This window comes from Pseudarthrobacter sp. CC4, from assembly GCF_048957775.1.
Classification (GTDB): Bacteria; Actinomycetota; Actinomycetes; order Actinomycetales; family Micrococcaceae; genus Arthrobacter.
In genome coordinates this window covers 73,282-85,037 of sequence record NZ_JARCCZ010000020.1, presented here as the reverse complement: position 1 = coordinate 85,037, position 11,756 = coordinate 73,282, and the positions used below count along the sequence as shown (strand labels likewise).

Sequence of the window (11,756 nt, the reverse complement as noted above, 5' to 3'; positions counted from 1 at the left end):
CGGCCTAGGGGGTCTGGACGGCAGCGACGACGGCGTCAATCACCGTTTCCACCCGTACATCTTCCGCCACAGCGTCAAAGTTCAGGATCAGGCGGTGGCGGAGGACCCGGTGGGCGAGCGTTCTGACGTCCTCTGGAATGACGTGGTCCCTGCCGTTCAGCAGGGCGACGGCCCGCGCAGCCTGGCTGAAGGCGATGCTGGCCCGGGGGCTGGCACCGAACTCGATGAACCCGGCCAGCCGCGGGTCGATGTACTGCCCGGCGTTCCGGGTGACGAAGACCAGCCCCACGATGTAGTTGATGACGGCAGGGTCTACGTAGACGCGCCGGACGAGTTCCTGGACCGCCGTGACGGCCTCCAGCGAGGCTGCGGCGGGGGGCGCCTGCTCCGGCGTGTACACCCCCGCATCAATGCGCCGGATGATTTCCGCTTCCTCCGCCGGGGAGGGATAGTCCAGCACGTCCTTGAGCATAAACCGGTCCATCTGCGCCTCCGGCAACTGGTACGTGCCTTCCTGCTCGATGGGGTTCTGGGTGGCCAGGACAAGGAAGGGCGAGGGCAGCCGGTATTCCTGGCCGCCGATGGAGGTCTGGCGTTCCTGCATCGCTTCGAGCATGGCGCTCTGCGTTTTGGCGCTGGAACGGTTGATCTCGTCCAGGAGGACAATGTTGGCGTGCACCGGTCCCAGTTGGGTGATGAAGGTGCCCTTGGCAGCGTCGTAGATCTGGGTTCCCACGATGTCACTGGGCAGCAGGTCCGGGGTGCACTGGATCCGGCGGAACTCTGCGCTGACGGCTTCCGCCACCGTCTGCGCGGCGGTGGTCTTGGCAAGCCCGGGGACGCTTTCCAGGAGGATGTGGCCGCCGGTCAGCAGGCCAACCAGCAGTGATTCCCGCAGCCTTGCCTGCCCCACCACCTTGGCCTCGAAGCTTCTGGCGATGTTCGCCACAACCTGCTGCGCCCGGGCCAGTTCCGCGGGTTCAATTCTTGCGGACGCGCTGGTTGAAAGCACTCGGACTCCCCCTGGTGGCTGAACTGGGCTTTGCTGCCGGACCGGCTGCACTCCGCCGCCATCCTATCCAAGAACGGGGCTGCACTTCCGGCAATGGGGAGCCCTCCCCATCACGGGCGCCCGGGTCTATCCTTTTGACATGAGCGAGCTTCCAGCCAGTTACAAGGAGTTTCTCGCCGACAAAAGCGAGATGTTCATCAGCACTGTCAGGCCTGTCCTGCTGCAGTCCGCGGCGGACAAGCTGCACGGGGTCCGGGTCATCTACAATCCCGGAGCCACAGGCCACCAGGCGCACTTGGACGAAAGCCTGCCGTACGGAGTGGTCATCGAGGACATCGACTGACTCCTCCTGCCCCGGGAAAGTCGCTTGGCAGGGGCCGCCATGGTCCGTGCCGGGCTGCAGCCGTTGCCGGCGGTGATGCGAAACCGCTCTGCCCGGCTACCCCCTGACGGCTCCGGACAAGGCAAACGAACCGTCGGCGCCCCTGGCCACAATGACGTAGAGCACCAGCACCGGCAGGGAATACAGGATGGAGAACGCGGCCAGCTGGCCGTACGCAACAGCCCCGTGCTGTCCGAAGAAACTGAAGATGGATACCGCGGCGGGCTGCCGTGCCTCGGACAGGAGCAGCACGAACGGCACAAAGAAGTTGCCCCACGCCTGGATGAACACAAAGATGAACACCACGCCCAGCCCCTGCCTCATCAGCGGCAGCACAATGGTTCGGAGCGCAGCCATCCGCGTTGCACCGTCCACCCAGGCGGCTTCCTCCAGCGATGCCGGCACGCCGTCCATGAAGTTCTTGGTCATCCAGATGGCCATGGGCAGGGTGGTGGTGGCCATGAAGAAGATGGTGGCGGGCATCGAGTCGAGCAGCTCGAACTGGACGAAGAGGCCGTACACCGGGACCATGATGGCAGTGATGGGCAGGCATGTTCCGAAGAGGACGGTGTACATGAACGGCCGGTTGAACCGGGACTGGTAGCGGGAGAGCGGATAGGCAGCCAGGACGGCTGCAACCAGGGTCACGGCGGCCGTACCCCCGGACAACACCACGCTGTTCCACAGTGGCCGGAACAGCAGTTCCGGGGTCAGGACGGCGGCGAAATTGTCCGCGCCGGCTTCCGCAGGAATCCTTAGTTCATGTCCGGCTTCGGCATCGAGGGACGCCAGGATGAGCCAGAGCAGCGGCAACAGGAAGCCGGCTCCGATCAGGAGCAGCACCACGTCAGCCGGAGTGCTGCCGGCCCGGCGCCGCTGCCACCTTCCAGTGGTGGCCGGACGCGTGCGGGCTGTCCTGGCGGGAGCGCTCATGGATTCCGTTCCCGGAGCAGCCGGACGTACACCAGGCCGAAGACCGCGCCAATGAGGATAAGCACCGAGGCCACCGCTGTCCCGTAGCCAATGTCCCCGAATTTGAAGGCCTCCTGGTAGGCCAGGACAGGAAGCGTGGTGCTCGCGTTGGCCGGTCCACCGGCAGTCATCACCCACACCAGCGTGAACACCGCCAGCGTCTGCAGCGTGATCAGCATCAGGTTCGTGGTGATGCTTCCGCGGATCATCGGCAGCGTGATGAAGGCGAGCCGCTGCCAGCCGTGCGCGCCGTCCATCTGGGCCGCCTCTGTCACCTCGGCCGGAACATCGTTCAGGGCCGCACGGTACACCAGCATGGAAAACGCGGTTCCCCGCCACACGTTGGCGAGCGTTATGGCCACCATGGGAAAGGCGTAGAGCCAGTCCGGCCGGCCAAGCCCCAGGCTCCCCAGGAGCTGGTTCAGCGTCCCGTCGCCGCTGAAAAAGGCATAGGCGGCAAAGGCAGCAACGATCTCGGGAAGGACCCAGGCAGCCACCACCGTGGTGCCAACGACCGTGGACACCACCGGCCGGGCCCGGCGCATCAACACCGCCAGGGCGAGCCCCAGCAGGTTCTGGCCCAGTACCGCCGAACCACCGACAAACACCACCGTGAGGAAAAGCGAGAGCGGGAACACCGGGTCCGCCAGCAGCCGGCCGTAGTTGTCCAGCCCCACCCATAAGGGGTTGCGGGCGCTGCGCCCGGTCAGGCCGGCGTTGGTGAGGGACGCGTGGAAGGCCCAGAGCACGGGTCCGGCAAGAAAGACGAGGAGGAGCAGCACAGCAGGAAGGACCGGCAGGTATCGAAACAGTTGCCGTGCCGTGGCGGGTAGCTGCAACGGGCTACTTCCGGACGGTGTTGTCGCCGCCCACGATCCCGGCCACGGCTGCGTCGTACTCCGCCGCTGCCTCCTGGGGGGATTTGTTGCCGGTGATGACGGCTTCCGTGGCCTCCTGGACGGCCGCTGAAATCCGGGGGTAGTCAGCAGTTGCCGGCCGGTACCGGGTCACCGAGACAAGCTCGGATACATCCCTGACGAACGGGTTGGCATCCAGGTACACCTTCTCGGCAGCCACGTCCTTCCGGACGGCAATCTGCGAGCTCTCCACGGTGAAGGCCAACGAATTCTTCTTGTTGAGCGCCGTTGAGAGGAAGTTGAAAGCCAGTTCCGGTTCCTTCGTCCCCGCCCCGAGCGCCAGGGTCCAGCCGCCCGACATGCTCACGGCACCGGGCGCCTGGCCGTTTTGGGTGGGGAAAGGGGCCACGCCGATCTCCTGCTCGTAGCCGGGCCACTCGTAGGAACCGCCATCCTGCCAGAACGACGGCGCGTAGGAGCCTTCCACCGTGGCCCCCATTTTGGCGTTCGGGAACCATTCACCAAAGACCTTTTTCCAGACATTCGCGTCCAGCGCTTCAGCCGGCGAAACCGCCAGTTGCTCTTCATACAGCGTTTCAAGGAATCCCAGCGAGTCCCGGAAACCGGCGGACCCAACCACCCATTTGCCGGCATCTTCGTCATACAGGGCAGACCCCGTCCCGTACAGCAGCTCGTAGAAGCTTTGCATCACAGAGCCCTCGCCGGTGCCCTTGCCCGCGTACATGTTGAACGGGATCACCGTGGGGTCGTTGGCCTTGATCTTCCGGGCGGTGTCCAGGATGTCCTGCCAGCTCCGCGGCTGCCAGGGAAGGCTGATCCCGGCATTTTCCAGGACCTTCCGGTTGTACCAAATGGCGCGGGTGTCCGTGCCCAGCGGCACCGCGTACGTCCCGCCGTCGTCCGCGCGCCCTGCCGCCTTGGCGCCGTCGTCGAACGTATCCCAGTCCGCCCAGCCCTCAAGGTGGCTGTCCAGCTTGAGGAGGTAACCGGCGTCCACGTCGGAGCGGACCTTGAAGGTGTCCTCGTAAAACACGTCCGGTGCCGTGGACGGCGACCGGAGGGCAAGCGCCAGTTTGGTGCCGTAGTCGTCGTCGTTCGCCTGGATGGGCTGCAGCTCGACCTTGACACCCTGGTTCGCCGCCTCGAACTCCTGCTTGGCGGCCTGGAGCATGGTATCCAGGGCGGTGAAGGAGTCCGTCTTCTGGTAAGCCACCTTCAGGGTCTTGGAAGCACCCGCCGGATCAGCCGGGTTGCACGCCGTCAGGACAATCATTGCCGAAGCGATGAGGGACATGGTCTTCAGCGACTGGCGACGCATGGTGCTCCATTCGGTCAATGGCTGCGGTCCCCGTTGTCAGCGGGCCCCCAGCCGCGGCAATAAGCAAATGCTAGATGGACGCCCTGACCCAGGCAAGGCACCGCCGGCGGCGCACCGGTCAACTTTCCAGGAGGAGCCGCTGGGCCCGGGGCGCCAGCGTATATTCCAGGACCAGGGAGGCCGCTCCGATGGCTCCGACGTCCTCTCCTACCCCGGTGCCCACCACCTCGATGGGATGGATGAGCCGGGTGTCGCTGTTGGCCTCGAGCAGCGCCGGAATCTTCTCGAGGTAACGACCGGCCAGCCGGCTCCAGAAGGGCCCTCCGAACACCACGCGCTCAACGTCCAGCGTGTTGGTGACCACCGAGGCGGCACGTGCTACCCGCGCTGCGGACTTGTCGATGATGGCAAGGGCCTGTTCGTTTCCCTCGTCCGCAAGGTCGCACAGCCGGGAAAAGCTTTGCTGGATCTCCGCGCCGCTGTTCCCGGACCGCGTGCCGTCCAAAATCCCGGCGGCCTCCGCTTCGGCCACCAACACCTGCGGGATGCAGGTGGACTTCACGCAGCCGCGCAGGCCGCAGTCGCAAGGGGGTCCGTCCGGGTCCACCACGATATGGCCGATCTCGCCGGCGTTTCCGGAAGTTCCCCGGACAACCTCGTCATTGAGGACAATGCCGCAGCCGATGCCGGTGCCCATGTACATGAAGACGAAGCTGCCGGAGCCGCTGGGGCCGCCGGCCCACGTTTCCGCGACGGCGGCGCTGGTGACGTCCTTGTCCATCAGGACGGAATAGCCCGTGGCTTCGGAAAGGGCGCTGCGCAGTTCCACCCGGTCCCAGCCGGGGAGCAGGGGCGGATCCACCACGGATCCGCTATCAAGGTCGATGGGGCCGGGAGCAGCCACGCCGAGTCCGGCGATCCTCTCCCGGTCCACGCCGGAGTCCTCCACCAACTGGGCGATCTCCTCAGCGATGGTGGAAATAACGGCCGACGGATCGTTGCCGCCGGGGGTTTTGATCCTCGAGTGCCGCACCACTGCGCCCACCAGATCCAGGACCACGAAGGTGGTGACAGCGGGATCCAGGTGGACACCCAGCGCGAACACACCGCCGGGGTTGAGCCGCAGGATGGTGCGCGGCTTGCCGGGTCCGCTGCCTTCCTTGCCCGCCTCCACGATGAGGTTCTGGTCAAGGAGGCGCCGGGAGATGTTGGAGATGGTCTGCGGTGAGAGGCCCACAATCTGGGCCAGCTCCACCCGGCTCAGCCCGGCGGAAGCCCTTCGGATGGCGTCCAGGATCACCGTGAGGTTGAAGTCCCCCATTTTGGGCAGGTTGGTTCCGCGCCTCGGTGAGGATTGGCGGATCTCAGTCACGGCTTCCCCTAAACGTCTTTGGCCACGTACTTGTGGTGATGCTTGAATCGTACGTTACGCGTGGTCACAGACCCATAGGGCGGGCACGACGGCGCGGCGCGGCAAGGGCGGTCCTCCCCCTGGGCGGAGTGGGGCCGGCCTGTTCCGCTTATCCATCGCCGCGGCGGGTGCTCAACGTCACCGTGAACTTGGGGTTCCTGCCTTTCACGGCGGTAGGCCCAACGTGCCGCTCCAGCGCGGGCAGGTAGGGCAGGTGGCGGTTGAAGACCGTCCACAGCTCGCCCCCGGGCGCGAGGACCCGTCCCGCTGCCTCAATCATCTTCAGGCCTGCTCCAGCATGGACCCCGGCGCCGACGTGGAACGGCGGGTTGAGCAGGACCAGATCCACGCTGCCTGCCGCCAGGCTGCTGAGGGCGTCATCCTGCAGGACGGTGATTCGGCCTTCCAGCCCGTTGGCTTGTGCCGTTGCCTGCGCGGAGGCCACTGCTGCGGCGGACTGGTCCGTGGCGGTCACTGCTGCCCCAGGGTGCTGCCGGGCGTACATGGCGGCAAGGATTCCCGTGCCGCAGCCCAGGTCGACGGCGTGCCGGGCCGCCTTCATGGCCGGGAGGAACGTCAGCAGGAACCTGGTACCGATGTCCAGTTTGGTGCCGGCGAACACTGCCCCATGGGCGGCGACGTCGAGGTCGAGCTCGGCGAGGTGTTCGACGACGGGATAGTTTCCCTTCCCGCCCCCTTGCGGACCGCATGCCAGTATCACGCGCGACTTCTGCCTGGCGAGCTGCGGCTGGACGGAAGAGAAGTGGCGTTCCAGCACGGCGTTCATGCCGAGTGACATGTGCTTGACCCGCCCGCCGGCCAGGAGCGTAACGTCCGGTGCCGCGTAGCGGGCCACCGCGGCGGCGATCTCGTCCAGCTCAGCCAGCGTCTTGGGCAACTGAAGCAGTACTGCCTGCGCCCCGGCCAGGAGTTCCGGGCCAAGCGGCAGCTGGGTGAACCCTGGCTCCCCGTCCGTGGAACCGGCGGGCATCCCCGCCGGGGCGGCCGGGAGCAGGCCGGCGCTACGGAGCCCGGCCGCGTTGAGCTGCAGGGCGCGCTCCCCGGTGATCAGGTCCTGGTGGACCCGTACGGAGCCCGGGTTGAGCGCGGCGATGGCCCCGAGCGTCAGCGCACCGTACCGGTCCCCGATGACGGCCACTGCGCTTCCGGAAGCCACCAGTCCCCCGGCTGCCTCAAGCAGGAGCCGGTCCGTGGCGTCCCACGCCTGCAGGTTGGGTGCTTCCACATCCGGCCTGCGCCGGAGTGCTGCAAAGAGATCCCCAAGACTGTTTGATGCCAACTGTTCCCGCTGCTTTCCGTTGTTCTGGTTGCACGTGCCGCTGCCCGGAACTGCTGCCGCTCATTCCAAAGCCGTCCGCAGGCTTTCCCGGCGGTCCCGCCGGGCGCCACCCGGGCCGTCCCCGGCGTCGAGCATTACATAGCCGGAGCCACGGCGCTGAAGGTGACAGGCAGCGGAGAACCCGGCCGGCCCGCACCAATGACGATGACGTCGGTTCGGGCAGAATTCACCTCCCCAATGATAGTCGCGCGAGGTATTCCGGCCTTAGTGTTGGCCCATGGAGACGGGAGGAGCACCATGACCACAGCTACCGGGAATGCATCGCGGCTCGCCAGGGCCCTGGCAGTAGTGCTTGGCACTGAAGAAATACCCCTGCGCCTCCGCGCTTGGGACGGTTCCGAGGCAGGGCCGGCGGGAGCGCCTGTCCTTGAGTTCCGATCCCGCCGCGCCCTGCGCCGGATCCTGTGGTCCCCGGGCCAGCTCGGCCTGAGCCGTGCCTATGTGGCTGGCGAGATCGACTCTCCCGGGGACATTTTCGCAGCGTTCGCGGCCCTGAGCTCGGCGGGCAAGTTCGCGGAGCCGGGTCCGTTCCGGCCGCTCACCGCCGGTGAAGTCTGGACGCTGCTGCGCACCGCGGTCCGGCTGGGCGCCCTGGGCCCCAACCCTGCACCACCGCCGGAGGAGGCAAGGGTGGCCCGGAGAGGTCCCCTGCACTCGCGCCGCCGTGACTCCGCAGCCATTTCGCATCACTATGACGTGGGCAACGACTTCTACGCCTTGGTGCTGGGACAGTCCATGGTCTACTCCTGCGCCGTGTGGCCCGAAGACAGCGACCACCCGGAGCAACCGGATGCCGGGAGCCGGCTCGCCGACGGCCTGGACGCCGCGCAGGAGGCCAAGCTGGACCTGGTATGCCGCAAGCTTGGCCTCCGGCCGGGCATGCGCGTGCTGGATGTCGGCTGCGGCTGGGGCAGTTTTGCCCTGCATGCGGCCGGGAAGTACGGCGCAACCGTTGTGGGCGTGACGCTGTCCAAGGAGCAGGCCATCCTGGCCCGGAAACGGGCCGCAGACGCCGGACTGACCGAACGGGTGGACATCCGGGTCCAGGATTACCGGGACATCGGGGACGGTCCGTTCGATGCCATCAGTTCGATCGGAATGTCCGAGCACGTTGGGCGGGAGCAGACCCCCGGTTACGCCGCTGCCTTGTTCGGCCTGCTCCGGCCGGGCGGGCGGCTGCTAAACCACGCGATCTCCTGGAATGCCGGTCCCACCAAACCCGATCCGAATTCCTTCATCCCCCGTTACGTGTTTCCGGACGGGGAGATGATCAGCCTCGGCGAGATGGTTTCCGCCCTGGAAGCATCAGGCTTCGAGATCCTGGATGTGGAGGCACTGCGGCGCCACTACGCGTTGACCCTGCGCGCGTGGGTCCACAGGCTGGAGGCAAACTGGGATCAGGCTGCGAATCTCAGCGGTCTCGGAAGGGCCCGGGTCTGGCGGCTTTACATGGCTGCAAGCGCACTGGGTTTCGAAGGCGGCCTAACAGGCGTCAACCAGGTCCTGGTACAGCGGCCCGGCGGCGACGAACCGCCGCTGCGGCGTACAGCGTGGCTTTGACTGCCTGAGCCGTGGGCGGACACAGGGTCGTGCCCCCGGAACCGGGCCCTTAAGCAAAAGGGACGATCCCGTGGGGATCGTCCCTTTTGTGCCGGTGGAGCTGAGGGGACTCGAACCCCTGACCCCCTGCATGCCATGCAGGTGCGCTACCAGCTGCGCCACAGCCCCGGACTTTACCGCTCCCGGTTTACCACCTCGAAGCAACCTGTTCAGCTTAATGCACTTTCGCCGCTCACGCCAATCGGCCTGGTCCGCCTTGCGGCCGCATCGGCTCCCAGCCGGGGCAGGTAAAGCACACAAAAAAATCCGCCGGAATCGCAGTGATTCCGGCGGACCGTCCGGTGGAGCTGAGGGGACTCGAACCCCTGACCCCCTGCATGCCATGCAGGTGCGCTACCAGCTGCGCCACAGCCCCGAACTATTGCCGCTCCTTCAAGCTTTTCGGCTTTCCCCGAAGCAACTCAAATATCTTAGAACAGCAATTCCGAAAATTCCAAATCGGGCATATTCCGCGTGGTTCCGCGGATTTACTCGCTCTCGGACGCAGCAACGGCCTTTACGGAGGTGTCGTCACCGAGCTGCAGGTCAACGACGGGGCAGTCCTTCCAGAGGCGCTCCAGGGCGTAGAAAACGCGGTCTTCCTCATGCTGGACATGGATCACAACGTCCGAGTAGTCCAGCAGTACCCAGCGGCCGCCGGAACGGCCTTCACGGCGGACAGGCCGCAGGTCCTGCTTGGCGAGCTCTTCCTCGATCCCGTCCACGATTGCGTTGACCTGCCGCTCGCTGGGTGCGGAGGCAATGAGGAAGACGTCGGCCAGGGCGAGCCGCTCGCTGACGTCCAGGGCAACGATATCCTGCGCGATCTTGTCCGCGGCTGCCTTGGCGGCGGCGCGGGCTATGGTGATGGATGATTCTGATGCAGTCACGTGACTCCTTGTTGGGTGGAAACTCTAAGTGGCGGAACGCGGCTCAGCGGGACATGCCGCTGATGATGAGGATGATGCCCGAGACCAGGGCCACGATTCCGAATGCCAGGATGCAGAACTGCAGGACCCTGTTCCGCTGCGCCCGGGCCAGTCCGGCCGTGGCAGCGTCCAGGGGTTCCAGGCCGTAGGCCGACCTGGCGGGGATCCGCGGGAGGTCCTCAAAGAGGTCCTCCGCCTGGTTCGCGTCGGTCATCACGGGCCGCGGACGGGCGGCCGCCCGGGCTGCGGCTTCCGCCCTGGCAATGACGTGGGAGCGGCCCGAACCGGCATCGGGTGCGGCCGGACGCTGAGGGCCCGCAGGGCGCCGTTTCTTGGCTCCGGGCGCCGTAACCTTCGACCCCGGACGGGTGGTGACCGGGACATGTGAGGTTGCGGGCGGCTTCATGACCGGCCGGTCGATGCCGGGAACCTGCACGAACTCCAGCGGGGTGACCATGGCAAGGTTGCTGGCCGTCGATGGCGCCGGGCGCTGGCTTGCCGGGCCGGCCTGGTCCCCGGCGCCGGGTTCCCGCGCCGGGCTCTGGGCAGGATCCCTCGACGGCGCAACCGGGGCTCCGGCCTGCTCGGCCAGCTTCTGCTTGGCAATGGCGCGGCGGTTCAGGATGGCCGCACGTTCGGCCAGGGCGATCTGCTCCGCCAGGATCTCCGGGTCAACCGCTTCCGGGTCCAGGGAGGCGATGTGCTCCATCTTGGCGATCTGGTTCTTGGCCTGCTCGGCGAGCAGTGCCCGTGCCGCCAGGGCCTGTTCAACCGTCATGCCCGCAGGGGCTGCAGGACCCGGCTCCGCACCGGAGGGTTTCTTGCCGTCCTGGGCAGCCCGCTCCCCCGCGCCCCGGCCCTCCTGCACCTGAGCGGCGGCATCGGTCTGGACGGACGACGGCGGCACAACGGGGTTGGCCGCGGTCAGCGCCTGTTCCTTGAGCTGCTGCAGGCGGAGCTGGCGCCGGGTGGGTGGCCCTCCGGCAGAGAGCTGGCCCTCTTTTTCCTCCAGCTCCTTAAGGGTGCGCAGGGCTGCGCGGTCGCGCGCCCGGATCTGGGACGACCGTTGAGTGGAGGTTTGCTCGGACACAGCAGCAGCGGGCCCGGGGGCCGAAGGGGTGGCAGCAGGCGGGTTCGCGGCAGGGGAAAGCTGCTCCGTGCCGGCGGGCACGGGCTGTTGGGCATCCCTGGCCTTCCGGAGTTCCCGGCGGCTGCGGATGGGGGGCTGTTCCTGACTCATTGAGAACTCATTCAGTACTGGCTGGTTCACGTGCTTGGGAAGTTGGGACATCGCCGGCTTCCACGGCGTCGGCGTACAGGCCGTACTTGGCGATGTACTGGACAACGCCGTCCGGCACCAGGTACCAGACCGGGTTGTTCGCCGCCACGCGCGTGCGGCAGTCCGTGGAGGAGATGGCCATGGCCGGAACCTCAAGGAGGCTCACGTCAGCGCGTCCCATCCCGTCGAGGACATGGCCCGGCCTGGTGACTCCCACAAAGTGGGCGAGCGACCACAGTTCGTCGATGTCCTTCCAGGAAAGGATTTGTGCCAGTGCGTCCGCTCCGGTGATGAAGAACAGATCAGCGTCGGGACGCTGGGCGCGGAGGTCCCGGAGGGTGTCGATGGTGTAGGTGGGACCTGGCCGCTCAATGTCTACCCTGCTCACAGTGAAGCGCGGATTGGAGGCCGTCGCGATGACTGTCATGAGGTAGCGGTGCTCGGGCTCGCTGACGTGCTGGTGGGACTTCTGCCACGGCTGGCCGGTGGGGACGAAAACCACCTCGTCCAGGTCGAATTCCGCCGCCACTTCGCTGGCTGCGACCAAGTGGCCGTGATGGATGGGATCGAACGTCCCGCCCATCACGCCAAGCCGCAGCCTGCCGGTGGCACCCGA

General features: G+C 66.6%; 11 protein-coding genes and 2 tRNA genes. 2 read left to right on the top strand and 11 right to left on the bottom strand.

What is annotated here, in order from left to right:
- Positions 1-4 precede the first annotated feature (4 nt).
- Positions 5-1,012 (bottom strand): AAA family ATPase, encoded by a 1,008-nt coding sequence (locus tag PV768_RS14790; protein WP_421093403.1) that lies wholly within the window; start codon positions 1,010-1,012, stop codon positions 5-7.
- A 139-nt stretch (positions 1,013-1,151) separates the two neighbouring features.
- Here PV768_RS14790 and PV768_RS14785 point away from each other — a divergent pair, with 139 nt between their 5' ends.
- On the top strand, positions 1,152-1,355 hold the full coding sequence (locus tag PV768_RS14785) for a hypothetical protein (protein ID WP_157241980.1): 204 nt from the start codon (positions 1,152-1,154) through the stop codon (positions 1,353-1,355).
- A gap of 96 nt (positions 1,356-1,451) precedes the next feature.
- Here PV768_RS14785 and PV768_RS14780 read toward each other — a convergent pair whose 3' ends face one another.
- The 5 genes from PV768_RS14780 to PV768_RS14760 all read right to left on the bottom strand — a co-directional run bounded on the left by PV768_RS14780 (position 1,452) and on the right by PV768_RS14760 (position 7,273).
- Positions 1,452-2,327: a carbohydrate ABC transporter permease gene (locus PV768_RS14780; protein WP_421093402.1), complete on the bottom strand. Its 876-nt coding sequence runs from the start codon at positions 2,325-2,327 to the stop codon at positions 1,452-1,454.
- Positions 2,324-3,205, bottom strand: coding sequence for a carbohydrate ABC transporter permease (locus PV768_RS14775; RefSeq protein ID WP_421093401.1), 882 nt, complete (start codon positions 3,203-3,205; stop codon positions 2,324-2,326). Before PV768_RS14775 ends, PV768_RS14780 begins: the two co-directional genes overlap by 4 nt.
- 4 nt (positions 3,206-3,209) lie before the next feature.
- Positions 3,210-4,562: an extracellular solute-binding protein gene (locus tag PV768_RS14770; RefSeq protein ID WP_421093400.1), complete on the bottom strand. Its 1,353-nt coding sequence runs from the start codon at positions 4,560-4,562 to the stop codon at positions 3,210-3,212.
- A 118-nt stretch (positions 4,563-4,680) separates the two neighbouring features.
- Entirely contained in the window at positions 4,681-5,883 is a 1,203-nt protein-coding gene (locus PV768_RS14765; protein ID WP_157243127.1) for an ROK family protein, read from the bottom strand.
- Positions 5,884-6,082: 199 nt separating this feature from the next.
- Positions 6,083-7,273 (bottom strand): class I SAM-dependent methyltransferase, encoded by a 1,191-nt coding sequence (locus PV768_RS14760; RefSeq protein ID WP_421093399.1) that lies wholly within the window; start codon positions 7,271-7,273, stop codon positions 6,083-6,085.
- A 297-nt stretch (positions 7,274-7,570) separates the two neighbouring features.
- Between PV768_RS14760 and PV768_RS14755 the strand changes: the two genes are divergently transcribed.
- On the top strand, positions 7,571-8,893 hold the full coding sequence (locus PV768_RS14755; RefSeq protein ID WP_421093398.1) for a class I SAM-dependent methyltransferase: 1,323 nt from the start codon (positions 7,571-7,573) through the stop codon (positions 8,891-8,893).
- A gap of 95 nt (positions 8,894-8,988) precedes the next feature.
- On the opposite strand, the gene PV768_RS14750 is transcribed toward PV768_RS14755, so the two are convergent.
- From PV768_RS14750 to nadD, 5 genes are all read right to left on the bottom strand, one after another.
- A tRNA-Ala gene (locus tag PV768_RS14750) sits at positions 8,989-9,061 on the bottom strand.
- Positions 9,062-9,235: 174 nt separating this feature from the next.
- Positions 9,236-9,308 (bottom strand) — tRNA-Ala (locus PV768_RS14745).
- Positions 9,309-9,420: 112 nt separating this feature from the next.
- Positions 9,421-9,822, bottom strand: a complete 402-nt coding sequence (gene rsfS, locus PV768_RS14740) for a ribosome silencing factor (protein WP_321213738.1) — start codon at positions 9,820-9,822, stop codon at positions 9,421-9,423.
- Positions 9,823-9,865: 43 nt separating this feature from the next.
- Positions 9,866-11,101: a hypothetical protein gene (locus PV768_RS14735; protein WP_421093397.1), complete on the bottom strand. Its 1,236-nt coding sequence runs from the start codon at positions 11,099-11,101 to the stop codon at positions 9,866-9,868.
- Between the two features lie 7 nt (positions 11,102-11,108).
- Complete coding sequence (gene nadD, locus PV768_RS14730; RefSeq protein WP_255428835.1) at positions 11,109-11,738, bottom strand: nicotinate-nucleotide adenylyltransferase; 630 nt, start codon at positions 11,736-11,738, stop codon at positions 11,109-11,111.
- Positions 11,739-11,756: the final 18 nt, after the last annotated feature.